General features: G+C 61.3%; 25 protein-coding genes. 15 read left to right on the forward strand and 10 right to left on the reverse strand.

Going from position 1 to position 22,561, the window contains the following annotated elements; translation table 11 throughout:
- Nucleotides 1–106: 106 nt before the first annotated feature.
- On the reverse strand, nt 107–829 hold the full coding sequence (locus FBY01_RS14515) for a tellurite resistance TerB family protein (protein WP_145308271.1): 723 nt from the start codon (nt 827–829) through the stop codon (nt 107–109).
- A gap of 399 nt (nt 830–1,228) precedes the next feature.
- Between FBY01_RS14515 and pcsA the strand changes: the two genes are divergently transcribed.
- From pcsA to FBY01_RS14535, 4 genes are all read left to right on the forward strand, one after another.
- Nucleotides 1,229–1,951, forward strand: a complete 723-nt coding sequence (gene pcsA, locus FBY01_RS14520) for a phosphatidylcholine synthase (RefSeq protein WP_145308268.1) — start codon at nt 1,229–1,231, stop codon at nt 1,949–1,951.
- 6 nt (nt 1,952–1,957) lie between these two features.
- Nucleotides 1,958–2,344 carry a DUF488 domain-containing protein gene (locus tag FBY01_RS14525; protein WP_145308266.1) on the forward strand — a complete coding sequence of 129 codons (387 nt, stop codon included), beginning with the start codon at nt 1,958–1,960 and terminating at the stop codon, nt 2,342–2,344.
- A 128-nt stretch (nt 2,345–2,472) separates the two neighbouring features.
- Nucleotides 2,473–2,931, forward strand: coding sequence for a GNAT family N-acetyltransferase (locus tag FBY01_RS14530; protein WP_102595019.1), 459 nt, complete (start codon nt 2,473–2,475; stop codon nt 2,929–2,931).
- 91 nt (nt 2,932–3,022) lie between these two features.
- Nucleotides 3,023–3,949, forward strand: a complete 927-nt coding sequence (locus tag FBY01_RS14535; protein ID WP_010455496.1) for a universal stress protein — start codon at nt 3,023–3,025, stop codon at nt 3,947–3,949.
- 136 nt (nt 3,950–4,085) lie between these two features.
- Here FBY01_RS14535 and FBY01_RS14540 read toward each other — a convergent pair whose 3' ends face one another.
- Nucleotides 4,086–4,898, reverse strand: a complete 813-nt coding sequence (locus tag FBY01_RS14540) for a class I SAM-dependent methyltransferase (RefSeq protein WP_010455498.1) — start codon at nt 4,896–4,898, stop codon at nt 4,086–4,088.
- A gap of 37 nt (nt 4,899–4,935) precedes the next feature.
- Nucleotides 4,936–5,205, reverse strand: a complete 270-nt coding sequence (locus tag FBY01_RS14545) for a DUF4242 domain-containing protein (protein WP_010455500.1) — start codon at nt 5,203–5,205, stop codon at nt 4,936–4,938.
- Nucleotides 5,206–5,388: 183 nt separating this feature from the next.
- On the opposite strand from FBY01_RS14545, the gene FBY01_RS14550 reads away from it, so the two are divergent.
- The gene (locus tag FBY01_RS14550) at nt 5,389–6,381 is read left to right on the forward strand and encodes an AraC family transcriptional regulator (protein WP_010455501.1); all 993 of its coding nucleotides are present in this window, start codon (nt 5,389–5,391) and stop codon (nt 6,379–6,381) included.
- A gap of 9 nt (nt 6,382–6,390) precedes the next feature.
- Here the strand turns inward: FBY01_RS14550 and FBY01_RS14555 are convergent, their stop codons facing one another.
- The 3 genes from FBY01_RS14555 to FBY01_RS14565 all read right to left on the reverse strand — a co-directional run bounded on the left by FBY01_RS14555 (nt 6,391) and on the right by FBY01_RS14565 (nt 8,298).
- A complete protein-coding gene (locus tag FBY01_RS14555) occupies nt 6,391–7,599 on the reverse strand; it encodes a cytochrome c biogenesis protein DipZ (protein WP_083376417.1) in 1,209 nt (402 codons plus the stop codon).
- Nucleotides 7,600–7,770: 171 nt separating this feature from the next.
- The gene (locus tag FBY01_RS14560; RefSeq protein ID WP_010455503.1) at nt 7,771–7,983 is read right to left on the reverse strand and encodes a hypothetical protein; all 213 of its coding nucleotides are present in this window, start codon (nt 7,981–7,983) and stop codon (nt 7,771–7,773) included.
- Nucleotides 7,984–8,031: 48 nt separating this feature from the next.
- Nucleotides 8,032–8,298, reverse strand: a complete 267-nt coding sequence (locus FBY01_RS14565) for a DUF2790 domain-containing protein (protein ID WP_145308264.1) — start codon at nt 8,296–8,298, stop codon at nt 8,032–8,034.
- A gap of 307 nt (nt 8,299–8,605) precedes the next feature.
- On the opposite strand from FBY01_RS14565, the gene FBY01_RS14570 reads away from it, so the two are divergent.
- From FBY01_RS14570 to FBY01_RS14590, 5 genes are all read left to right on the forward strand, one after another.
- Nucleotides 8,606–9,346 (forward strand): response regulator, encoded by a 741-nt coding sequence (locus FBY01_RS14570; protein WP_010455506.1) that lies wholly within the window; start codon nt 8,606–8,608, stop codon nt 9,344–9,346.
- Nucleotides 9,343–10,653 carry a HAMP domain-containing sensor histidine kinase gene (locus tag FBY01_RS14575; protein ID WP_077749094.1) on the forward strand — a complete coding sequence of 437 codons (1,311 nt, stop codon included), beginning with the start codon at nt 9,343–9,345 and terminating at the stop codon, nt 10,651–10,653. The genes FBY01_RS14570 and FBY01_RS14575 overlap by 4 nt, the downstream gene beginning before the upstream one ends.
- Nucleotides 10,654–10,758: 105 nt before the next feature.
- Nucleotides 10,759–11,391 carry a CDP-alcohol phosphatidyltransferase family protein gene (locus FBY01_RS14580; protein WP_145308381.1) on the forward strand — a complete coding sequence of 211 codons (633 nt, stop codon included), beginning with the start codon at nt 10,759–10,761 and terminating at the stop codon, nt 11,389–11,391.
- A complete protein-coding gene (locus tag FBY01_RS14585; RefSeq protein WP_077749092.1) occupies nt 11,378–11,977 on the forward strand; it encodes a 1-acyl-sn-glycerol-3-phosphate acyltransferase in 600 nt (199 codons plus the stop codon). Before FBY01_RS14580 ends, FBY01_RS14585 begins: the two co-directional genes overlap by 14 nt.
- Nucleotides 11,974–12,921 carry a phosphatidate cytidylyltransferase gene (locus FBY01_RS14590; RefSeq protein WP_010455511.1) on the forward strand — a complete coding sequence of 316 codons (948 nt, stop codon included), beginning with the start codon at nt 11,974–11,976 and terminating at the stop codon, nt 12,919–12,921. Before FBY01_RS14585 ends, FBY01_RS14590 begins: the two co-directional genes overlap by 4 nt.
- Nucleotides 12,922–13,048: 127 nt before the next feature.
- On the opposite strand, the gene FBY01_RS14595 is transcribed toward FBY01_RS14590, so the two are convergent.
- The 3 genes from FBY01_RS14595 to FBY01_RS14605 form a co-directional block, all read right to left on the reverse strand.
- Complete coding sequence (locus FBY01_RS14595) at nt 13,049–13,804, reverse strand: DUF2063 domain-containing protein (RefSeq protein WP_145308262.1); 756 nt, start codon at nt 13,802–13,804, stop codon at nt 13,049–13,051.
- Complete coding sequence (locus FBY01_RS14600) at nt 13,797–14,636, reverse strand: DUF692 domain-containing protein (protein ID WP_145308259.1); 840 nt, start codon at nt 14,634–14,636, stop codon at nt 13,797–13,799. The genes FBY01_RS14595 and FBY01_RS14600 overlap by 8 nt, the downstream gene beginning before the upstream one ends.
- Nucleotides 14,637–14,780: 144 nt before the next feature.
- The gene (locus tag FBY01_RS14605) at nt 14,781–16,115 is read right to left on the reverse strand and encodes an acetamidase/formamidase family protein (RefSeq protein ID WP_102595016.1); all 1,335 of its coding nucleotides are present in this window, start codon (nt 16,113–16,115) and stop codon (nt 14,781–14,783) included.
- A 486-nt stretch (nt 16,116–16,601) separates the two neighbouring features.
- On the opposite strand from FBY01_RS14605, the gene FBY01_RS14610 reads away from it, so the two are divergent.
- Nucleotides 16,602–17,648, forward strand: a complete 1,047-nt coding sequence (locus FBY01_RS14610; protein WP_010455519.1) for a class I SAM-dependent methyltransferase — start codon at nt 16,602–16,604, stop codon at nt 17,646–17,648.
- A gap of 79 nt (nt 17,649–17,727) precedes the next feature.
- A complete protein-coding gene (locus tag FBY01_RS14615) occupies nt 17,728–18,579 on the forward strand; it encodes an NAD-dependent protein deacetylase (protein WP_145308257.1) in 852 nt (283 codons plus the stop codon).
- A gap of 108 nt (nt 18,580–18,687) precedes the next feature.
- Here FBY01_RS14615 and FBY01_RS14620 read toward each other — a convergent pair whose 3' ends face one another.
- Nucleotides 18,688–19,590, reverse strand: coding sequence for a LysR family transcriptional regulator (locus tag FBY01_RS14620; RefSeq protein WP_102595014.1), 903 nt, complete (start codon nt 19,588–19,590; stop codon nt 18,688–18,690).
- Between the two features lie 151 nt (nt 19,591–19,741).
- Here FBY01_RS14620 and FBY01_RS14625 point away from each other — a divergent pair, with 151 nt between their 5' ends.
- Genes FBY01_RS14625 through FBY01_RS14635 form a run of 3 tightly spaced genes read left to right on the forward strand, consistent with a single transcriptional unit; the run spans nt 19,742 to nt 22,332 of the window.
- A complete protein-coding gene (locus tag FBY01_RS14625) occupies nt 19,742–20,440 on the forward strand; it encodes a CoA transferase subunit A (RefSeq protein WP_010455522.1) in 699 nt (232 codons plus the stop codon).
- Nucleotides 20,441–20,473: 33 nt separating this feature from the next.
- A complete protein-coding gene (locus FBY01_RS14630) occupies nt 20,474–21,139 on the forward strand; it encodes a CoA transferase subunit B (RefSeq protein WP_010455523.1) in 666 nt (221 codons plus the stop codon).
- Between the two features lie 11 nt (nt 21,140–21,150).
- On the forward strand, nt 21,151–22,332 hold the full coding sequence (locus tag FBY01_RS14635; protein WP_083376409.1) for an acetyl-CoA C-acetyltransferase: 1,182 nt from the start codon (nt 21,151–21,153) through the stop codon (nt 22,330–22,332).
- Nucleotides 22,333–22,561: the final 229 nt, after the last annotated feature.

The raw sequence follows: 22,561 nt of genomic DNA on the forward strand, positions 1-22,561 counted from the left end.
AGCAGGCTAGCGCCCACAGGGACCTTGCGCACACCGCAAATCCACTGTGGGAGCTGGCCTGCTAACGAAGGCGGCCTGAAAGACAACCCGGTTTAACGGGCACACCCTAAACCGCACCACCCTTGGCCTGCTGCTCCAGATGCACTTGCAGCTCAGGGTCAATCTTCAGCGCCGCCGCCAGCTCATCCAGATAGTTGCGCTCGGCATCCTGCTGATCGTCCACCAGCATCACACTGGCCAGGTACATCTCTGACGCCATGCCAGGATCCGTCGCCGACTGCGCCACATCGGTGGCATCCAGCGGCCGGGCCACTTCGTCATCCAGCCATTGCTGCAATTGCGGGTCGTCGGTGTGGCGGCCCAGTTCGGTACTGATCATCTGTTTCTCGGCGTCGTCGATCCGGCCATCGGCCTTCGCTGCAGCAATCAACGCCCGCAGCACAGCATGGCTGTGCTCCTCGACTTCCGGGCCGGACAAAAGGTCTACGGTGCGCGGTGCCTGTTGCGGCGCAGCCGCCTGACTGCGTTGCCATGCCTGATACGCCTGGAAGGCCATCATCCCGAGCGAAGCCAGGGCCGCATAGTTGGTGCCGCCACTTGAGCGGGTCCGGGTCGAGCCGCCCAGCGGTGAGCCGCCGCCGAGCAGGCCACCGAGCAAACCACCCAAGCCGCCCCCGCCCATGGCTGAACCACCGCCACCGCCCAACAAGCCGCCAAGCAACCCGCCCAGACCGCCGTCGATGCCGCCCTGGGCAGATGCGCCACCCTGTCGCTCCCTGGAGCCCTGGCCGGCCCGCAGGAGTTGTTCGAGCAAATCGCTGGTGTTCATGACGACGTCCTCATCGATGGGAGTGACCCGGTCAGGCAACAATAGTCCTCGCCGGCAAATGCGCCATTACCGTTTGGCCTGTGGCGAGGGAGCTTGCTCCCGCTTGAGTGCGTAGCACTCACAAAAACCGGCATTGCTGCCACATTTTTTTGGGGCCGCTACGCAGCCCGGCGGGAGCAAGCGCCCTCGCCACAAAAACGGGTAAGTCTGTGTGCCAGTGTTCAGCGAACAGCACTGCAGATTAATCCAAAGTATTTTTTGCCGGCCCAGCTAAGATTTACTGGCGGTGAACCTTATTCCCGGATTTCCGGTCGATACCTGCAACCGAACCGGTTTGCCGCCGCCCTTGATAATGAGGGTGATGACTGGCTTGCTTCATCTTTCTGGAGAACGCCCCCCGTGATATCCACCCTACACATCGCCAGACTCAAAGCATGGGGCGCCCATGGTTTTACCGCCACCGGCGTGGTCACTGCCTTCCTCGCCACCCTCGCCTTGCTGGAAAACCAGGCCACCAACTGCCTGCTGTGGCTGGGCGTGGCCCTGATCGTCGATGGGCTGGACGGTGCCCTGGCACGCAAGGTCAATGTGCAATCGGTGCTGCCAAGTTTCGATGGATCGATTCTCGATCTGGTGATCGACTACCTGACGTATGTGTTCATCCCCGCGCTGTTCATCTATCGCTACATCCCCTTGCCGGACTACACGCTGCTGCTGACCGTGTCGCTGATTCTGGTTTCGTCGCTGTTTTGCTTCTGCAACGTCAACATGAAAAGCAAAGACAATTACTTCCAGGGCTTCCCCGCCGCCTGGAACGTCGTGGCCCTGTGCCTGTACATCATTGCCCCGTCGCCGTGGATTACCTTCCTGACGATCATTGGCCTGGCCTTGCTGACCGTGACCCGCATGAAGTTCCTGCACCCGTTTCGCGTGCGCAAGTTCATGCCGATCAACATTGCCGTGACCGCCATCTGGCTGCTGTGCAGCTTGTCGCTGGTGGTCAATCACCCGGTCACCAACCCGATGGTCATGGGGCTTTGGCTGCTGATGTCGGCTTACTTCCTGGGGATCTGCATCTGGCGCACCGCCATGGAGTGGTTCGACGGATCGCGCCAAAAGTAACGCAGCATGGCCATCCATATCGTTCGACTCGGCTCGCCGCGCCTGCCTGATGAAGGGTTGCGGATCGGCACGGTACGCCGCCCACCTCGTGGTGTACCGAAGGCCAATTTCGCCCGTCGGGACTTTTATGATGTGTGGCAGCCACTGCTGTCGCCGAGTGCGGAACTGGTGGCCGAAGCCAAAGCGGCCACCGATGACAAAGCCTGGGAAGCCTTTCGGCGCAAGTTCAAGGCGGAAATGAACCACCCGGCGCCCAGTCAACTGCTGGATCTGCTGGCCGCCCTCTCCCATCAAACCGCGCTGGCGGTTGGGTGTTATTGCGAGGATGAAGCGCATTGCCATCGTTCTGTGTTGCGGGAGTTGCTGGCAGCACGCGGCGCACAGATTGCCTAGATCCCTGTGGGAGCTAGCCTGCTAGCGATGACTGCTTTCCAGCCGATGTAGATGTCGACTGACACCAGCCATCGCGAGCAGGCTCGCCCCCACGGGGAATTGGATGTTCAAAGGACTGAGGTAGCACCATGAAACCGCAAATACGGCCCGCCACCGCAGCTGACGCGTCCGCCATCAGCCAGGTCATCATCCAGTCGCTGCGCCAGTCCAATGCCCTGGACTACCCACCCGACATCATCGAGCAGGTGGAAAAAAGCTTTTCCACCGAGTCTATTCGCACGCTGCTGACCCAACGCCAGGTCTTCGTCGCAATGATCAACAGTCATATCGTGGCCACGGCCAGCCTTGATCGCGATGTGGTGCGCAGCGTCTTTGTCGACCCGACTCAACAAGGACGCGGCCTCGGGAGGCAATTGATGGCCACGATCGAGTCCATCGCCGCCGAAGCCAAAATCGAGGTCTTGCGCGTCCCCTCCTCCATCACCGCAGAAGCCTTCTACTTCAAGCTGGGCTTTCGAAAAGTCCGCGACGAATTCCACGGAGCCGAGCGCACGATCATCATGGAACGGCGACTGACCTCCCTCTGACTGCCACGCCCACCCAACCTGCGCCGGTCTGACGGACGGGAGGTCGATCATGGTCAATACTTAGGGGATTGAACGACGCGGGAGGTTCGACATGTCTGGTCAATCACGCTTCATGCTGGTCGCCTCGCCACTGATGGAACACAGCCCCGCCTTCGACAGAGCCGCGGCGCTGGCCAAGGCTGAAGATGCGGCTTTGCACATCGTGGCGTTCGATTACCTGGAAGGCCTGGCCACCGCCAGCCTGGTCAACGAAAAGGCCTTGGAACAAATGCGTCTGGGCTACGTCGATCGACACCGCCAGTGGCTCGAAGAACAGGCCCGTCCCCTGCGCAAGATCGGCGTCCACGTCACCACCGAGGTGGCGTGGGTCGAACGCCCGCTGGAAGAAATCCTGATTCACCTCAAAGAGCAGCCGATGGACGTGCTGATCAAGGCGCTGGAGCACGAATCACTGCTGTCGCGGTTGTTGTTTACCCCGCTCGACGTGCATTTGCTGCGTGAATGCCCGGTGCCGCTGCATTTTGTCAGCCATGCCGTTCACGCCCTGCCACGCAAGGTTGTCGCGGCGGTCGATCCTTTTCATCGCGATGATCACTACAAAACGTTCAATGACCGGATCCTGCACGAAGCGTCGAAGCTGGCGAGTGCCTGTAACGCCGAGCTGGACGTGGTCTACGCCTATGACCTTTCCTCGATCAGCGCAGACGAGTTCGGCTTTGACAACGGCTCGGCGTTTTTCAATTCCGGCAAGGCCAAGACCCTGTTCGACTACCAGGAGGACGCCTTCAACGAATTGGCCGAGCGCAACGGCATCGCGCCCGAGCAGCGGCACATGATCATGGGTAACCCGGCCAAGGTCCTGACCCGCTATGTCGACGCCTACGACGTCGACGTGATCGTCATGGGCCGGGTCGGCCATCGCGGTCTGGGCCGGTTGATCGGCAGCACAGTGGAACACCTGCTGTACAAAATGCCCTGCAGCGTGTGGGTGGTGTACACCGAGCGGGTGGATGAGTAACGCCCTCTACAAAACACCGCATCCCCTGTAGGAGCGAGGCTTGCCCGCGAAGACGGAGTATCAGTCGACAACGATGTTGCCTGACGCTCCGTCTTCGCGGGCAAGTCTCGCTCCTACAGGGTTTTGTGTTGTCTGGTTAACGTCGGGTGATGACGACCTCCAGGTATTCACTCGGCACCACCACCGATTTCTCTCCCGCTCTGTTCATCCGGTTGATCAGCTCAGTCAGGTCGCTTTCAAAGGCTTGGGCTCCCTCGGGAGACAGCGCCGCGAAGGCCTTGTGGACCGGGCCGTACCAGGTGCGAAACGTATCGATGAAGTGCGCCGCCGAGCGATAACGGAAGTTGAAGGTGCGGCGCGTCACCTGGACCTGAAAGTCACGCTCATCGAAGTGCGAGTGCAACCAGGCTTCGGTTCCCCAGTTTGAAGGCGGTTGTGCGCCTGGCGGTGGCGGCAGGTGTTTGCCCAGAGTCTTGAACATCTGGCCGACAAAACCTTCAGGCGTCCAGTTGGCCAGGCCGATGCGTCCGCCAGGACGGCAGACCCGCGCCAGTTCTGAAGCCGCTTTGGCCTGATCCGGCGTGAACATCACGCCGAAGGTCGAGAGCACCGCATCGAAGCTGGCGTCTTCGAACGGCAGCGCCTCGGCGTCGGCGACCTGGAAGGTCACCTCCAGGCGCTCGGCCCGGGCCCGGTCTTCGCCGCGCTCCAGCAGCGCCGCCACGTAGTCGGTCGAGGTGACGTTGCAACCTCGGCGTGCAGCGGCGAGCGTCGCATTGCCGTTGCCGGCGGCCACGTCCAGCACGCGTTCGTCGCAGAGCAAGTCACAGGCTTCAGCCAGTTGCTCGCCGACAATTTGCAGGGTGGTGCCGATCACGGCGTAATCGCCGCTGGCCCAGGAGACCATCTGGCGGTTTTTCAGGGCAGTGAGATCAAGGGGGGTGCTCATTAAATCTGCTCCGTAAGGATTGGAACGCAAGCCCGGCTTACTCCGCCGTGGTCGGATCGATGATGTTCATCACCTGGGAAATGCGGTTGGCCGGGAAACCGCTCTGCCTCGCGTGCTCCTGGATCAGCGCTTCGCTCGGCGAGATGTACACGCAGTACAACTTGTCACCCGTGACATAACTCTGAAGCCACTGCACCTGCGGCAAGTCGCGCAATGCCCGGCAGGACTTTTGCGAAGCGGCTTTCAAATCCCTTTCTGACAGTGTTCCAGCACCTGGAATCTCGCGTTCTATGACGAACTTTGGCATGGCAACCTCTCAGTCTTGTTATTGATGACAGGGTCGGCAGTGGCCCTGTAGGCAAACTATCGCTCCGGCGCGGGCCGGCGTCCTGCCCGATCGTCGGGCAACACTGCCCGATCGTCCGGAGAATTCACGTTACCCGGCAACGCGCTCACAATCAGAAAGCCCTTAGTCGCATGGGAAGTCACCATGGACGCCCTGTCCCAAACCCTGCGCGTCGTCCGCCTGGTCGGCGCGATTTTCATCAATGCCAGGTTCACGGCACCCTGGTGCTACCAGTCGCCCAGTGCCGACACGGCGGCCCCCTTTCTGGAGCCCGGTGCCGAGCGGGTGGTGATATTCCACCTGATCACCGAAGGCGAGTGCTATGTCGAGATGGGAAACGCTGCGCCGCTGCGCCTGACCGCCGGCGATGTGGTGGTATTCCCTCAGGGCGATGCCCATCGCATGAGCTCGCAACCGGGGCTGACGCCGGTCACCGGCAAGCGGCTGGACGTGGTGCTGGCGCGCCGTCCCCGGCAACTGAGTTACGGCGGAGGCGGCGCGGTCACGCGGCTGGTGTGCGGTTATCTGGCCTGCGATACGCGGTTGGCGGGCATGTTGCTGACGGGATTGCCGGCGGTGGTCCGGGTCAATGTGCGCGGCTCCAATGCCGGAATCTGGCTGGAATCATCGGTCCGTTATGCCTTGGCCGAAGCACGCTCGCCCAGGCCCGGGGGCGAAGGTGTGTTGGCGAAACTGGCCGAGGTGTTGTTCATCGAGGTGTTGCGCCTGTACATGAACGAGCGCGGTGAAGGCCGGACCGGCTGGCTGGCCGGTGTGGGTGACCGGATCGTCGGTGCCGCCCTGAATGCGCTGCACAAAAAACCCTGTCACGCCTGGACCCTGGATGAACTGGCGCGAACCGCCGGCACCTCAAGGTCGGTGTTGGCAGAACGCTTTGCGCAGTTGGTAGGGAGTTCGCCGATGCAGTACCTGACGCAGTGGCGGATGTTGCTGGCGGCGAACCTGTTACGCAGCAGTAACAGTTCGTTGATGCGGATTGCCGAAGAGGTGGGCTACCAGACCGACACGGCCTTCAGCCGTGCCTTTCGTCGAGAGTACGGTGCGCCACCCGCGGCGTGGCGGCGCAATCAGGAGAAAAAACCAATGGCCCGCGGCACGCAGCCTGTGAGCCATTGATGGCGAGGGTTACGCCGAAGGTGCCTTGGCCTCTTCCAGCAGTTGCTGAATCATCTTTTCCTGGGTTTCGTAGGCGCCTTCACCGAAGTGGGTGTAACGCACCTGACCCTTGGCGTCGATCAGGTAGTGAGCGGGCCAGTACTGGTTGTCGAAGGCGCGCCAGATCGCGTAGTTGTTGTCGATGGCCACCGGGTAGGTGATGCCGAGCTTTTTCACCTGGTCCTTGACGTTGTCGATGATGCGCTCGTAACCGTATTCAGGGGTGTGGACGCCGACGACCACCAGGCCATCCTTCTCGTATTTTTTCGCCCAGTCCTTCACATACGGCAGGGTGTGCTGGCAGTTGATGCAGTCGTAGGTCCAGAAGTCCACCAGCACCACTTTGCCTTTGAGCGAATCATTGCTCAGCGCTGGCGAGTTCAGCCACTGGACGGCACCGGACAGCGACGGCATGGCACCCTGGGCGTTGTCCATGGAGTCGGCCCTGACCTTGCTGACGAAGTAGTCGACGACTTTCGGCACGCTTTCCATCACACCCTTCTCGAGGCTGCTGACGCCTTCGGACGAGGTGCCGGCCAACAGTGTCCGGTCGGCACCGGTGGAAATCACCGCCACGGTCGCCAGCACGGCAACACCGGCACCACGACGCAACCAACCAGTGACCGGGATCGACACTTTCAAGCGATTGACCAAACCGCGACCGGCGAAGATCAAGGTCCCCAGGGACAGTGCGCTGCCCAGGCCGTAGGCCAGCAGCAACAGGCTGGTCTGTGCGTTCGCACCCTGGAGCATGGCGCCGGTGAGAATCACCCCGAGGATCGGGCCGGCACACGGCGCCCAGAGCAACCCTGTGGCCACACCGATCATGACCGAACCCAGCGGGCCGGACATTTTGCGGGTGTCGGGATCAAGGCGATTGCCCAGCGCCACGAACGGACGGGCCATCCAGTCACCGACACGGGCGGAAATCAGCGACAGAGCAAACAATCCCATCACGAAGAGCGCGACGTGACGACCGGTGTTGTTGGCTTGCACCACCCATTCGCTGCTGACCACGGCCAGGCTGGCGATCAGGGCAAAGGTCAGGACCATGCCGCCGAGGGTCAGCAGAATGGATGAACGGGTGCGTTTGACACCGGCGAACAGGAACGGCACCACCGGGAGGATACAGGGGCTGAGGACGGTCAATATACCGCCCAGAAAAGCGATGAGAAACATGGTAATCACCTTGAAATAGAGAAGAACGACACACCACCTACCCCCTGTAGGAGTGAGCCTGCTCGCGATGGCGGAGTGTCAGTCGACATCAGTGTTATCTGACACTCCGCCATCGCGAGCAGGCTCGCTCCTACACTGGAATTGTGGTGTTCACAAAACCGGGTTCGGGCATCAGGCCTTCTGGTTTTCCTGTAGCTGACCTTGAGGCGTGCGGCTCGAGCCGTCCTGTGCGAGGAAGGCATGAGCGCCCTGCTCGGCCACCGGCGTCAGCTGGAAGCAGGTCGCACTGCCACAGCTTTTCTGTTCAACAGCGGCATTGGCATGGGCAGCCGCGCCGGCTGCGGAGAAAGCAACAGCGGTCAAAAAGCGGGTGACGTTGTTCATGGTGTTCTTCCTGTTTCAAAGGGGGTTGGCAATCGCTCAGCGAAGGACTCAGTTGTCCGCGTTGCAGCCGTCAGCAAATTTGCGGTAATCCAGCACCTGGGTTTTGTGCTGGGAGTCCAGGTAGGTCAGCTGGGCATTCACAACCCCGCAGGAAGGCGCGGCGTCTTCTTTCAACGACACCACTTTCTTGATGTCAAGGTGGGTGCCGTAGGTGTAGGTTTTGGCGCTGACATCGGCGGCTTCGGCGCGGGCCGACAAGGTGCAGATGTTCAGGGCGGCAAACAGGCAAGCGGCGTAGATGGCTTTGGTGTTCATGGCGGTTTCCTCAAGGCTTCAATGGGTAGGTCGTTCGATTGAGCAGAGGCGGTGTGGGTTGCCTCGATGGAACCCATTAGAAGCTCGCGAGGTATCTCGTCTGTGTCGAAAACAGCCGCGTGTAAATCGGTACGTATCAAAGCCGGCCCCTGATACAGAGCGATACAAAACCCCTGGAAAACCGCATTTTTGCCTTTGCATGTATCCGTCGCTACGCCAGATACACTGCAATACAAAGGGCTGCGGGCGAGCGGGCCAAGGCTCGATAGACTGCGCAACATCCCCCATTGATAGAGGCTTGGCCCCCATGGAACACGTCGATCACATTCTCATCGTGGACGATGACCGCGAGATCCGGGAACTGGTAGGCAACTACCTCAAGAAGAACGGCCTGCGCACCACGGTCGTCGCCGATGGACGCCAGATGCGCAGCTTCCTTGAGTCCACGCCGGTGGACCTGATCGTGCTCGACATCATGATGCCGGGCGACGACGGCCTGATGCTCTGCCGCGAGTTGCGCGCCGGCAAACACAAGGCCACGCCGGTGCTGATGCTCACTGCCCGCAACGACGAAACCGACCGCATCATCGGCCTGGAAATGGGCGCCGACGATTACCTGGTCAAGCCGTTCGCCGCCCGTGAACTGCTCGCGCGAATCAACGCCGTACTGCGCCGCACGCGGATGCTGCCGCCAAACCTGGTGGTCACCGAAAGCGGTCGCTTGCTGGCGTTCGGGCGCTGGCGCCTGGACACCTCGGCCCGGCACTTGCTGGACGAAGACGGCACCATGGTCGCGCTCAGCGGTGCGGAATACCGATTGCTGCGGGTGTTCCTCGATCACCCGCAGCGGGTGCTCAATCGCGACCAGTTGCTCAATCTGACCCAGGGCCGCGACGCCGATCTGTTTGACCGTTCCATCGATTTGCTGGTTAGCCGCTTGCGCCAACGCTTGCTGGACGATGCCCGCGAACCGGCCTACATCAAAACCGTGCGCAGTGAGGGCTACGTCTTTTCCCTGCCGGTGGAAGTGCTCGGTGCGCCGTCATGAACCTCACCCTTCGTTGGCCCCGCACCCTGGCCTCGCGCCTCTCGCTGATCTTTCTGATTGGCCTGATCCTTGCGCAGGCGCTGTCCTTTGGCGCGCAGTATTACGAGCGTTACGAAAGCGCAAAAAACACCATGCTTGGCAATCTGGAAACCGACGTCTCGACCTCCATCGCCATTCTTGACCGCTTGCCAGCCGAAGAACGCATGGGTTGGCTGCAACAACTGAACCGCCGCAACTACCGTTATTTGCTCGACGAGGGTTCGCCGGGCGTGGCCATGAGCGACACGCCCATCGCGATGACATCGATCAAGGACGCCATCGGCAAGGATTACCCGATGACCGTGACGGACATTCCCGGCGAACAGAAACACTTTCAGGTGCACCTGAAACTCGCGGACGGCAGCCCGGTGACCATCGACGTCAGGCCATCAATGGTGCCGTTGTCGCCGTGGTTGCCCATCGTTCTGCTGGGCCAGTTGGCGCTGATGATCCTCTGCACCTGGCTGGCGGTGAGAATCGCCATCCGCCCCCTCACCCGCCTTGCCGAGGCCGTGGACAACCTTGATCCCAACACCCACGCGGTGCACCTGGACGAAAAAGGCCCGACCGAAGTCGCCCATGCCGCCATCGCCTTCAATTCGATGCAGGCACGCATCGCCGCGTACTTGAAGGAGCGCATGCAACTGCTGGCGGCGATTTCCCATGACCTGCAAACCCCCATCACCCGCATGAAACTGCGCGCCGAATTCATGGACGACTGCAGCGAAAAAGACAAACTGTGGAGCGATCTCAGTGAGATGGAGCACCTGGTGCGCGAAGGCGTGGCGTATGCCCGCAGCGTTCACGGCGCCACCGAAGAGAGCCGCCGCACCGACCTGGATTCGTTCCTCGACAGCCTGGTGTTCGACTACCAGGACGTGGGCAAAGACGTGACATTGGGTGGCAAAAGTGGCGCGGTGATCGACACCCGGCCCCATGCCTTGCGGCGGGTACTGGTAAACCTGACGGATAACGCTCTGAAGTTCGCCGGCGCCGCCGAGCTGTGGGTGGAAGCGAAAAACGGCGGCCTCTCGGTGAAGATCATGGATCGCGGACCGGGCATTGCCGAAGAGGAACTGACCCACGTGATGGAACCGTTTTACCGGGTTGAGAATTCGCGCAATCGCAGCACCGGCGGCACGGGGTTGGGGCTGGCGATCGCGCAGCAATTGGCGTTGGCGCTCGGGGGATCGTTGACGTTGAGCAATCGTGAGGGCGGCGGGTTGTGTGCGGAGTTGAAGTTACCGCTTCGACCTGGCAGTCAGTAAACAGACACAAAGGCCAAGGAAAGCCTTTATATTGTCGGACACCGTCGTGCAGCAGCCGACGGCGATGCCCTGATAGCAACCGACACCTATATGGATATTGGCAAAATGGATGACAACCGAAGGCCCATCAAGACGCGCTCTGCGGGCTGGGCGAAATACATCACCGACCTTCTGGTGAAACGAGACATCTCCCCCAATCAGATCTCCGTCGCCAGCATCGCCTTCGCGCTCGCCGGGGCGGTGGCATTGAATATTGATAACGGGCTCATCGGCTCGATCCTCTGCGCCGTCGGCATTCAATTGCGCCTGCTGTGCAACCTCTTCGACGGCATGGTGGCGATCGAGGGCGGCAAGAAATCCGACATCGGCAGCCTCTACAACGAATTCCCCGACCGCATTGCCGACAGCCTGCTGATCGTCGCGCTGGGGTATGCCATCGGGTACGCCGATCTCGGCTGGTTCGCGGCGCTGGCCGCGGCACTGACGGCGTATGTCAGGGTGTTCGGCGGTTCGATTGGCCTGAAGCAGAGTTTCATCGGCCCAATGGCCAAGCAGCATCGAATGGCCGTGATGACTGTGGCCCTTCTGTTGAATGCCGTCGAAGCCAGCGTTTATGGCACTCACTACGTGCTGTTGATCGCGCTGGTCATCATCGCGTTCGGTTCAGCCGCGACCTGCGTCACGCGCACGCTGGCCATCTCGCGCCAGCTCAAGGGGAATGCTCATGTGGATCAGTAACGCGCTGATTTCTGTTCTTCGCTTCCTGATCGGCGTCACCGCCCGATGGGAAAGCCCGCCGGACCTGACACGCCAGCGCATCTATTTCGCCAATCACTCCAGCCACATGGACACCCTGGCAATCATCGCGGCGCTGCCCCCGGAAGCCCGGGTGAACGTGAAACCGGTCGCCGCTGCGGATTACTGGGGAAAGAACAAATTTCTGTCGTACATCTCGCAAAAAGGCCTGAACGCAGTGCTGATCGAGCGAAACCCGGCGCCCGGCGTTAACGTGCTGGAGCCGATTTTCGATGTGGTGCGGGCCGGCCATTCGATCATCATCTTTCCGGAAGGCACCCGAGGCAGCGAGGCGTTGCCCGGTCCTTTCAAATCAGGGCTGTACCGTTTGGCCGAGACATTCCCCGAGGTGGATCTGGTGCCCATCTACCTGGAAAACCTGCATCGCTCCATGCCGAAAGGCAAACACGTCCCGCTGCCCATCATCTGCACGATCCGTATTGGCGACCCGCTGCCACGGATCAGTGGCGAGGAAAAACAGGTGTTTCTGGATCGGGCGCGTGAAGCGATTGTGAGGTTGTCGGAATGAATCTTGACGAAAAGTTCTTGTGGTTCTTCGGCGCCATTGCCGTCCTGCTGGCAATCGCTTCGGTCATCGGCCGGATTCTGGCGAAGCGCGCCAAAACAGAAAGCTCGATGTCGACCATCGAGAACCTCAACCAGCGGGTGAATGCCTGGTGGGGCATGGTCATCATCTTCTTCGTGTCCTACCTGCTGGGCGGGAACGCGACGGTTATTCTGTTCGGCTTCATTTCGCTGTTCGCGCTCCGGGAGTTCATTACCCTGACGCCGACCCGGCTGGGCGACCATAACGCGCTGTTTTCGGCGTTCTTCATTCTGATCCCGCTGCAATACGTGCTGATCGGCACGCACTGGTATTCGCTGTTCACCCTGTTGATTCCGGTGTACGCGTTCCTGCTATTGCCGGCGATTGCGGTGCTGAGCCAGGACACCGACGCTTTTCTGGAACGGGCGGCCAAGATTCAGTGGGGGGTGATGATTTGCGTCTACTGCATCAGCCACGCGCCGGCCCTGTTGCTGCTGGACCTGGAAGGTTTCAAGGGGCAGAACGCGCTGCTGCTGTTCTATCTCGTGTTCGTCGTGCAACTGAGTGACGTGTTGCAGTACGTGTTCGGCAAACTATTGGGCAAGCACAAAGTTGCGCCGCTGGTGAGTCCGTCGAAAACGGTGGAAGGCTTGGTCGGTGGCGGTCTGTCGGCCACGTTGATTGGCGGGTGCATGTTCTGGATGACCCCGTTCAGTTTCTGGCAGTCGCTGCTGATGTCGCTGGTGATCGTGGTGATGGGTTTTCTGGGTGGGCTGGTCATGTCCGCCATTAAGCGCAGCCTGAGCGCGAAGGATTGGGGGACCATGATCAAAGGGCATGGCGGCATGCTGGATCGGATGGATTCGATCTGCTTCGCGGCGCCGATTTTCTTTCACCTGACGCGGTATTTCTTTTCCGCCCCATAAAATAGACACCACCCCTGTCAGTGATCGTTCCCACGCTCTGCGTGGGAATGCAGCCCGGGACGCTCCGCGTCCCTGACGCGGGCGCGGAGCGACCGGTGAGGCATTCCCACGCAGAGCATGGGAACGATCATGCAAACCCAATCACCCCTTCGCCATGCATCTGCCGCAACAATGCCGTGCCACTCGCCATAAACTCCGGCGATCCAACGGCCCCCGCCTCCACTGCCAGCCCTTCCAACTGCGCCTGCCCATCCAGCTCGGGAAATGCCTCGATCCGCTGCAACAACCGCCACGCCAGCGGGCTCAGCTCGGAAAATTTCACACTCCAGTCCTCGGCTCGACGCACCAGCAGCAAAGTCGGTTGAGCCGGTGGCGCTTCCGGTTGATGATCCGGCCCCACCAACTGCACCGGCCAGGCATAGGCCAACGGCCACGCCAACGGTGACACCAGCAACGGTCGCGCCAGAATCAACGCCACATCACTCGGCGGCAACGGCTCCGCTTCGGACTGTTGCAACGCCATTTCGACCCACTCGTAATGCGCCAGCTCCACCATGAACGGAGGCCACACACCTTCGCTCGATGCACTCGGTTCCGAGGCCAGGAACTCGACAAACTCCTGGGCGATTTCGCCGAATTTCGGGGTACGCGCACGACAGTCCCGCAGGAAGATCCGTACCAGCGAACGCCAGCGCTCATCACCGAGAATCTTGATCAGCACCGGAAAGGTCCCGCTAAGCAACAACGACAGGTTGGAAAAAATCAGGTCGCGGTAAACCTGTGCCCGCGCCACATCCATCCCGGCTGGCGGCGCGCAATGGTCCGGGTCACGCAGGTACAGACCCAATGTGTTTTGCTGGTCAAACAGGCCTGGCTTATCCACGGTTTACCCCCTCGGCCTGCAAGCGACGAATAGTCTGCAATTCAGTCACCAGTTCAGAGAACGCGGGGAAGTTGAAATCCCGCTCCAGCAATGTCGGCTGTGCGCCAAACCGGGCGTAGGCCTGGGCCAGCAACGACCAGACCACCGGTTTCACCGACGCGCCATGGGTGTCGATTTTCAACGTGTCGGACTCATCGAAGTGCCCGGCCACGTGCATCGCCACCACCCGGCCCGAATCGATGCCGGCCAGAAAGGTCTGTGGATCGAAGCCATGGTTGATCGAGTTGACGTAGACATTGTTGACGTCCAGCAACAGGTCACAATCGGCTTCACGCAGGACCGCGTTGGTGAAGGTCACTTCGTCCATATCCTGCTGGGGCGCGGCGTAGTAGGAGACGTTTTCCACCGCCAGACGGCGGCCAAGAATGTCCTGGGCCTGGCGAATTCGCGCGGACACGTGGTGCACCGCTTCTTCGGTAAACGGCAACGGCAACAGGTCGTAAAGGTGACCGTCATCGCTGCAATAGCTCAGGTGCTCGCTGTACAGCGGCACGTTGTAGTGATCGAGGAACACCCGCACTTCCTGCAAAAAACCGACGTCCAGCGGTGCCGGCCCACCCAGCGACAGCGACAAGCCGTGGCAAGACAACGGAAAACGCTCGGCCAGGGCCCGCAGCGCATGGCCATGGGCGCCGCCGATGCCGATCCAGTTTTCCGGCGCAACTTCCAGGAAATCGAAATCGCCGGTACGGGCGGCCTGGAGGTCCTTCATTAATCCGCGACGCAAGCCAAGCCCGACGGTGGCTTTCGCTGAGGTGATGGGGGTCTGCATGGTGTCGATCTCAAGGGTTGCCAGTACGGAGTCACAGTTAACCGAAGCGATGTATCGGGGCTGTGTTCCGGTTCGGCAGAACATCGTGGCGGTTGTATCGCCGACGGGCCTGTACACACTCCGGTACAGACCCTTCGGCAGGCGTTACGCCAGGTCGTATTTCTCGCGTACCAGATGGCCGATGCCGATGCGATCGAGCACGTTCATCGGGCACAGGAAGGTCACGCGCACGGTGCCCGGCAGGCGGCTGATGTCGATCGAGCCGGTGATGGTCGCGCGGTTGAGCACTTCGTCATACGGCAAACCGGTGACCGAAGCGGCACGTTTCAAGCCGTTCTCGACGGCGACGTTGAGATTCTCACCGCTGCCGATAAAGGTGATCGGCCCGCTCTGCTCGATTTCATGCTGACCCCAGCGCTCGCCCAGTTCGCGGACTTTCTGCCGTTGTTGGCCATTCATGGGCCGGGCCATCGGCGGCAGATCGTCGAGGTTTTGCAGGAGGATCGGCCCGTCCAGGGTCAGGTTCTTCACCACTTGCACCACCACTTCGGTTTCCCCGGAGCAGTCGGTGGCGTGCCCTGCGATCTCGCCGTTGCCTTGCTGGGCGTGCATGTCACCCATGTACACACCGGCCCCCGGCACTTTCACCGGACAGATCAACACGCAGCCTTCGCGGATCGAGTTGGTGTCCATGTGGCCGTCGGTCTTGGCCGCGTGCAGCTCTTCGCGGGTCATGCCGAAACGGTGTGGGGCGTTGATCAGGTATTGGCCGAAATCGGCGCAGTTGTGCGAATCGGGCAAGTCACGGGACGGCGTGGTGCCGATGTTGCCGAGGAACGGGCGCATGTGCGCGGCAACTCCGGGGATGTCGGCACGGGCCAGAGACAGGATCGAATGCTGGGCGGCGAATTCCGGCAGCGCCGACATTTCAGAGGCATTGCCGGCAAGTCGGTTGGCGACGTCCTGGTTGACGGTCAGGCTGACCTGATTCTGTGCATCGAACACGATCACGTAGCCATGGCTGAAGCGAAACGCACTGACCTCGGCGCCGCAGTTGTTACAGCGAATCGACTCCTCGCCAATGCCTTCGACATGACTGGCCGGGTGGTCGGTGCCGCACTTGGAGCAAAATTTGGCGACAAACGGGTCGCCGTTGTAGCGCCCCTCAACGAAGCTCATGACCCCGGACGACGTCGCCAGCGAGGTGACGCGCATGCTCTTGATCTTGATCGCCACGGCGTCGCCGATTTCCGCGCCAGCGATGGCTACCGGTTGCGTCACTTCGTGGCCGCCCTCGAAGGCGGGCGTGATCATCGGGCCCCAGCAACCCGGCGGTGTGCCGGTAATCAGGGTGCCGCCGTCGGCGAGCGGGCCGAGCATCGGCTGGCTGGGGCCAATGAGGCCGTTGGTGTACTGATCGACGCGCAGATGGTTGACGGGAGCGGATTTCAGGTCGGTTTCAGGCACGAGCGTGGTCATTATTGTTCCCTTCACGGAGTCACGAGCAAAGACGGCCGCCTGTTGCGACGACCCTGAAAAGTGCCTCGACAGCCCCGGATTTCGGGCGCTGGTTAGCCTTTACAGTTCATCTCAGGTTTGTATCTGGTCTGTGTTCGGTGGGAGTCGCGAATGAAGTGGAATGTATCGGGACGGCGGCTGGATACAGTGCGATACACATCGCCAATCCTTGTAGGAGCGAGGCTTGCCCGCGAAGACGGAGTGTCAGGCAATACTTTTGTCGACTGACACGGCGACTTCGCGGGCAAGCCTCGCGCCTACAGGGGATTTGTGTCGGCCAGGGGAATGGCGCTTTCGTCGCTTCAGGCCGCCGCGCACGGGGCTCGGACTAAACTTACTGCACGCGGGACGTGCACAGCGTCCTGTTCATTCCCACGACCACCGCCCAGAGGTGCGCCTCGATAAACAAGGCCTCTGGACCGTGATCCTGCTGAAGGAGCACATGTGATGGACGAGGCCAGACTCAATGACTTCATGGGCAAACTGGTGAACGACATGGGCGGCGCGGCGATGCTTGCCAACGTCATCCTCGGCGAAGAGCTCGGCCTGTACCGGGCCATGGCCGACAGTCAGCCGATCACCCCTGAAGCACTCGCCGACAAAACCGGCTGCAACCCCCGCCTGCTGCGCGAATGGCTCAGCGCCCACGCCGCTTCCGGCTACATGGAACACGAGGGCGGCCAGTTCCGCCTGCCCGAAGAGCAAGCCCTGGCGCTGGCGATCGAGGATTCGCCGGTCTATATCGCCGGCGGTATCGGGGTGGTCGCGTCGTTTTTCCATGACAAGGACAAACTGGTCAACGCCATGCGCGGCAACGGCGCCCTGGCCTGGGGCGATCACCATCCGTGCATGTTCAGCGGCACGGAGCGGTTCTTCCGCCCCGGGTACAAAGCGCACCTGATCGCCGAGTGGCTGCCGGCCCTGGAAGGCGTGGTCGCCAAATTACAGGCGGGCGCCAAAGTCGCCGACATCGGCTGCGGACACGGCGCCTCCACGGTGATCATGGCCCAGGCGTTCCCGGACTCGCGGTTCGTCGGCTTCGACTACCACGCACCGTCCGTCACCGTCGCGACCCAGCGCGCCGAAGAAGGTGGCGTGTCCGGGCGTGCGCGGTTCTTTCAGGGCACGGCGAAAAGCTTCCCCGGCGACGACTATGACCTGATCTGCTATTTCGACTGCCTGCACGACATGGGCGACCCGGTGGGCGCGGCGAAACACGCCTATGACGCTCTGAAACCGGACGGCACGGTGCTGCTGGTGGAACCGTTCGCCAACGACTCGCTGGACGACAACGTCACCCCGGTTGGCCGGCTGTTCTACGCCGCCTCGACCTTCATTTGCACGCCGAACTCGCTGTCCCAGGAAGTCGGCCTTGGGCTCGGCGCTCAGGCGGGTGAAGCGCGGTTGCGCAAGGTCTTCACCGAAGCGGGGTTCAAGACTTTCCGGCGGGCCACGGAAACGCCGTTCAACCTGATTCTGGAGGCACGAAAATAACCACGCCGCTCACGGGCTCGCATTCGGCAGGTTGGCAAGTGCTACGCTGCAAACACTCAAGATACCCGGAGTGTTGAACATGCTTGACCGCCGCATCCGCGAACAACTCGACCGGCTCCAGCAGCTGATGGCCGAGCAGCCGTTCATGGTCCTCACCGGCGCCGGCATCAGCACCCCGTCGGGCATTCCAGACTACCGCGACAACGAGGGCGTTCGGCGTGGCCGGCAACCGATGATGTATCAGGAGTTCCTGTCGGCCCCGGAATCACGGCGCCGCTATTGGGCGCGGGCGATGCTCGGCTGGCCGCGCGTGCGCCAGGCTCAACCGAACGTGGCCCACGAAGCCCTGGCCAGTCTGCAAAGCAGCCGGCAGATCAGCGGGCTGATCACTCAGAACGTCGACACCTTGCACGATCAGGCCGGCAGCCATGATGTGATCGAACTTCACGGCAGCTTGCACCGGGTGCTGTGCCTGGACTGCGGACAGCGCAGCGAGCGGGATTCGATCCAGCACCTGATGGAGGCGCAGAATCCCTATCTGGCCGGGGTCGATGCGGTGCAGGCGCCGGACGGCGACACGTTGCTGGATCCGGCGTTCGAGGCGCGGTTCCAGGTGCCGCATTGCCCGCATTGCGCGGGTGAGCGGATGAAGCCGGACGTGGTGTTTTTTGGCGAGAACGTCGCGCAGGTGACGGCGGCCAAGGCCATGGCAGCGGTGGAGCAGGCGGCGGGATTGCTGGTGGTGGGCTCTTCGTTGATGGCGTATTCGGCGTTTCGCTTGTGCCGGGTGGTGGCGGATCAGGGCAAGCCGTTGATGGCGATCAATCTGGGCAAGACCCGGGCAGATGACCTCCTGGATATGAAGATTGAGGCCTCGTGCGAACAGCTGTTGCCCTTGCTGGCACAGCACCTCTCCCCCTCATCACCCTAAACCCCTGTAGGAGCGAAGCTTGCTCGCGAAGGCGTCGTGTCAGTCGACTTCAATGTTGAAGGTGCCGGCCTTTTCGCGGGCAAGCCTCGCGCCTACAGGGGATTGTGATCAGGGCATGGACACTCGCTCGCCCAGATTCTCGGCTTTCAGGATATCGAACAACGCCTGCGCCGCCGCCGACAGTTCCACTCCTGGCTTGGTCAGCACCCCGATCGCCCGCTCCACCACCGGGTCGCGCAAGGTAATGCACCGTGCGCCCAACTCGCGCATCTGCCCGGCGCACAGGGCTGGCACGGCGCTGACGCCCAATCCGCTGGCCACCATCCTTCCGACTGTCGCCAACTGATGGCTTTCAAACTCCACCGGCAATTTCATCCCCCGGGCCTGCAAGTGTTCTTCCAGCATCACCCGTACCGTCGACGGACGCTGCAAGGTAATGAACGGTTCCTGGAGCAACGTCTGCCAATCAATGTCGTGCCGTTGCGCCAAGGGAGAGTCGTCCGGCACCACGGCAACAAAACGGTCCATATACAACGGCGTGAATGCCAGCGATGAACTCTGCGACGGCTCAAACGCCACCCCCAGCTCCACCTGCCGGTCGCGCACCATTTCCAGCACTTGCTCGTTGATCACGTCGTTCACCGTGACGTTGACCTTGGGATAACGGGCGCGAAAAGTCTTGAGGATCGGCGGCAGCAGATTGCCGGCAAACGACGGCATTGCCGCCAGGGTCACGCGCCCGCGCTGGAGGGTGAAACGCTGGCGCAGTTCATCCTCGGCGTTGTCCCAATCCGCAATCAACCGGCGAGCCAGGGGCACCAGGGATTCGCCTTCCGCCGTCAACGCCACATTACGTGTGTTGCGGGTGAATAGCCGGCCGCCCAGCCCCTCCTCCAGGGCTTTGATGGTCAGGCTCAAGGCCGATTGCGACAGGTGCAACCGCTCGCAGGCCACGGCGAAACTCAGGCTCTGGGCCACGGCCAGGAATGCGCGGATCTGCTTGACTGTCATGGGCGCGGGCTCCAACTTATTAAAGATAAGTGATTGGTGAGTTTTATCTATCAATCAACCTTAAAAATCAACTTAACAAATAAATCATCCGGCGAGACACTCCTACCCCATACGGCTAGCCAGCCGCCCACAAAGAATAAAAGAGGTGCATATGGCAGGTTTCGACAAGCGCGTGAGTTCCTATGAGGAAGCTCTGGCAGGTCTTGAAGACGGCATGACCGTGATCGCCGGCGGCTTCGGCCTGTGCGGGATCCCGGAAAACCTGATCGCCGAGATCAAGCGCAAGGGCACCCGTGACCTCACCGTGGTTTCCAACAATTGCGGCGTCGATGGTTTCGGCCTCGGCGTGTTGCTGGAAGACCGGCAGATTCGCAAAGTGGTGGCCTCCTACGTCGGTGAGAACAAACTGTTCGAAGACCAACTGCTCAAAGGCGAAATCGAAGTCGTCCTGACCCCGCAAGGCACCCTCGCCGAAAAAATGCGCGCTGGCGGTGCCGGCATCCCCGCTTTCTTCACCGCCACCGGCGTTGGCACTCCGGTTGCCGATGGCAAGGAAGTGCGCGAATTCCATGGCCGCAAGTACCTGATGGAAGAATCCATCACTGGTGACTTCGCCATCGTCAAAGGCTGGAAAGCCGACCACTTCGGCAACGTGATCTATCGCCACACCGCCCAGAACTTCAACCCGCTGGCCGCCACTGCCGGCAAGATCACCGTGGTCGAAGTCGAAGAAATCGTCGAACCCGGCGAGCTGGAACCGTCGCAGATCCACACCCCTGGCATCTACGTCGACCGAGTCATTTGCGGCACGTTCGAGAAGCGCATCGAACAGCGCACCGTGCGTAAGTGATCCCCAGCCCCCGGACCTGAAGGAAAAATAACAATGGCACTTTCCCGCGAACAAATGGCTCAACGCGTCGCCCGCGAAATGCAGGACGGCTTTTACGTGAACCTGGGCATCGGCATTCCGACCCTCGTTGCCAACTACATCCCTGAAGGCATGGAAGTCATGCTGCAGTCGGAAAACGGCCTGCTCGGCATGGGCCCCTTTCCTACTGAAGAAACCATCGATGCCGACATGATCAACGCCGGCAAACAAACGGTGACCGCGCGTATCGGCGCGTCGATCTTCTCATCGGCCGAGTCCTTCGCGATGATTCGCGGGGGTCATGTCGACCTGACCGTGCTGGGCGCCTTTGAAGTCGACGTGCAAGGCAACATCGCCTCGTGGATGATCCCCGGCAAACTGGTCAAGGGCATGGGCGGCGCCATGGACCTGGTGGCCGGCGCGGACAACATCATCGTCATCATGACCCACGCGTCCAAGGACGGTGAGTCCAAGCTTCTGTCCAAATGCAGCCTGCCGCTGACCGGCGCCGGGTGCATCAAGCGTGTGCTGACCGACCTGGCTTACCTTGAAATCGAAAATGGCGCGTTCATTCTCAAAGAACGTGCGCCGGGCGTCAGCGTCGAAGAGATTGTCGCCAAGACCGCCGGTAAACTGATCGTGCCGGATCACGTTCCGGAAATGCAGTTCGCTGCCCAGTGAGGAATTCTTCCATGCAAGACGTCGTTATTGTTGCCGCCACCCGAACCGCCATCGGCAGTTTCCAGGGCTCGCTGGCCAATGTGTCCGCCGTTGACCTCGGTGCCGCGGTGATCCGTCAGCTGCTGGCGCAAACCGGCCTGGACGTTGCTGAAGTCGATGAAGTGATCATGGGCCAGGTGTTGACCGCCGGTGCCGGGCAGAACCCGGCGCGCCAGTCCGCGATCAAGGCCGGCCTGCCGTTTACCGTGCCGGCGATGACCCTGAACAAGGTCTGCGGCTCGGGTTTGAAAGCCTTGCACCTGGCCACTCAGGCGATCCGCTGCGGCGACGCCGAGGTGATCATTGCCGGCGGCCAGGAAAACATGAGCCTGTCCAACTACGTCATGCCCGGAGCCCGCACTGGCCTGCGCATGGGTCACGCTCAAATCGTCGACACCATGATCAGCGACGGCCTGTGGGATGCGTTCAACGATTACCACATGGGCATCACCGCCGAGAACCTGGCGGACAAGTACAACCTGACCCGCGAGCAACAGGACGCCTTCGCCGCGGCCTCGCAGCAGAAAGCCACGGCTGCCATCGAAGCCGGGCGTTTTGTCGATGAGATCACACCGATCCTGATCCCGCAGCGCAAGGGCGATCCGCTGTCCTTTGCCACCGATGAGCAACCGCGTGCCGGCACCACCGCTGAAGCGCTGGGCAAACTGAAACCGGCCTTCAAGAAGGACGGTTCGGTGACTGCCGGTAACGCCTCTTCCCTGAACGACGGTGCCGCCGCCGTGATCCTGATGAGCGCCGACAAAGCCAAGGCCCTGGGTCTTCCAGTGCTGGCGAAAATCGCCGCTTACGCCAACGCGGGCGTCGACCCGGCAATCATGGGCATCGGCCCGGTCTCGGCCACGCGCCGTTGCCTGAGCAAGGCTGGCTGGTCCATCGACCAATTGGACCTGGTCGAGGCCAACGAAGCCTTCGCCGCGCAATCCCTGGCGGTGGCCAAGGACCTGGAATGGGACTTGAACAAGGTCAACGTCAACGGCGGCGCCATCGCCCTCGGTCACCCGATCGGTGCGTCGGGCTGCCGGGTGCTGGTGACCCTGCTGCACGAAATGATCAAGCGCGACGCCAAGAAAGGCCTCGCCACCTTGTGCATTGGTGGTGGTCAGGGCGTGGCTTTGGCGATCGAACGGGCGTAAAGCGTTCAACAGACTGCGCGGGGACCCACGAAGAACCGCGCGGTCTGGTAACACCCCCGGTGTTCCTGAGTTGCAGGCTTTTGTGGCGAGGGAGCTTGCTCCCGCTGGGTTGCGAAGCAGCCCCAAAATCCCGGCAATTGTCGAAGATTTTGCGAGCGCTTCGCGCTCGAGCGGGAGCAAGCTCCCTCGCCACAGTCAGTATCTGTATGGGCTGACAGTCATCAGAAGC

The organism is Pseudomonas sp. SJZ077 (assembly GCF_007993905.1).
In the GTDB taxonomy this organism is placed as follows: domain Bacteria; phylum Pseudomonadota; class Gammaproteobacteria; order Pseudomonadales; family Pseudomonadaceae; genus Aquipseudomonas; species Aquipseudomonas mandelii.

Bases quoted from the DNA above. Each gene is read 5' to 3' on its own strand.
- FBY01_RS14575 (WP_077749094.1), top strand. From the start codon at position 9,343: ATGAACCTCACCCTTCGTTGGCCCCGCACCCTGGCCTCGCGCCTCTCG.
- FBY01_RS14515 (WP_145308271.1), bottom strand. From the start codon at position 829: ATGAACACCAGCGATTTGCTCGAACAACTCCTGCGGGCCGGCCAGGGC.
- FBY01_RS14585 (WP_077749092.1), top strand. From the start codon at position 11,378: ATGTGGATCAGTAACGCGCTGATTTCTGTTCTTCGCTTCCTGATCGGC.
- FBY01_RS14530 (WP_102595019.1), top strand. From the start codon at position 2,473: ATGAAACCGCAAATACGGCCCGCCACCGCAGCTGACGCGTCCGCCATC.
- FBY01_RS14615 (WP_145308257.1), top strand. From the start codon at position 17,728: ATGCTTGACCGCCGCATCCGCGAACAACTCGACCGGCTCCAGCAGCTG.
- FBY01_RS14610 (WP_010455519.1), top strand. From the start codon at position 16,602: ATGGACGAGGCCAGACTCAATGACTTCATGGGCAAACTGGTGAACGAC.
- FBY01_RS14570 (WP_010455506.1), top strand. From the start codon at position 8,606: ATGGAACACGTCGATCACATTCTCATCGTGGACGATGACCGCGAGATC.
- FBY01_RS14625 (WP_010455522.1), top strand. From the start codon at position 19,742: ATGGCAGGTTTCGACAAGCGCGTGAGTTCCTATGAGGAAGCTCTGGCA.
- FBY01_RS14590 (WP_010455511.1), top strand. From the start codon at position 11,974: ATGAATCTTGACGAAAAGTTCTTGTGGTTCTTCGGCGCCATTGCCGTC.
- FBY01_RS14555 (WP_083376417.1), bottom strand. From the start codon at position 7,599: ATGTTTCTCATCGCTTTTCTGGGCGGTATATTGACCGTCCTCAGCCCC.
- FBY01_RS14580 (WP_145308381.1), top strand. From the start codon at position 10,759: ATGGATGACAACCGAAGGCCCATCAAGACGCGCTCTGCGGGCTGGGCG.
- FBY01_RS14525 (WP_145308266.1), top strand. From the start codon at position 1,958: ATGGCCATCCATATCGTTCGACTCGGCTCGCCGCGCCTGCCTGATGAA.
- FBY01_RS14635 (WP_083376409.1), top strand. From the start codon at position 21,151: ATGCAAGACGTCGTTATTGTTGCCGCCACCCGAACCGCCATCGGCAGT.
- FBY01_RS14620 (WP_102595014.1), bottom strand. From the start codon at position 19,590: ATGACAGTCAAGCAGATCCGCGCATTCCTGGCCGTGGCCCAGAGCCTG.
- FBY01_RS14535 (WP_010455496.1), top strand. From the start codon at position 3,023: ATGTCTGGTCAATCACGCTTCATGCTGGTCGCCTCGCCACTGATGGAA.
- FBY01_RS14605 (WP_102595016.1), bottom strand. From the start codon at position 16,115: ATGACCACGCTCGTGCCTGAAACCGACCTGAAATCCGCTCCCGTCAAC.
- FBY01_RS14600 (WP_145308259.1), bottom strand. From the start codon at position 14,636: ATGCAGACCCCCATCACCTCAGCGAAAGCCACCGTCGGGCTTGGCTTG.
- FBY01_RS14560 (WP_010455503.1), bottom strand. From the start codon at position 7,983: ATGAACAACGTCACCCGCTTTTTGACCGCTGTTGCTTTCTCCGCAGCC.
- FBY01_RS14550 (WP_010455501.1), top strand. From the start codon at position 5,389: ATGGACGCCCTGTCCCAAACCCTGCGCGTCGTCCGCCTGGTCGGCGCG.
- FBY01_RS14565 (WP_145308264.1), bottom strand. From the start codon at position 8,298: ATGAACACCAAAGCCATCTACGCCGCTTGCCTGTTTGCCGCCCTGAAC.
- FBY01_RS14545 (WP_010455500.1), bottom strand. From the start codon at position 5,205: ATGCCAAAGTTCGTCATAGAACGCGAGATTCCAGGTGCTGGAACACTG.
- FBY01_RS14540 (WP_010455498.1), bottom strand. From the start codon at position 4,898: ATGAGCACCCCCCTTGATCTCACTGCCCTGAAAAACCGCCAGATGGTC.
- FBY01_RS14630 (WP_010455523.1), top strand. From the start codon at position 20,474: ATGGCACTTTCCCGCGAACAAATGGCTCAACGCGTCGCCCGCGAAATG.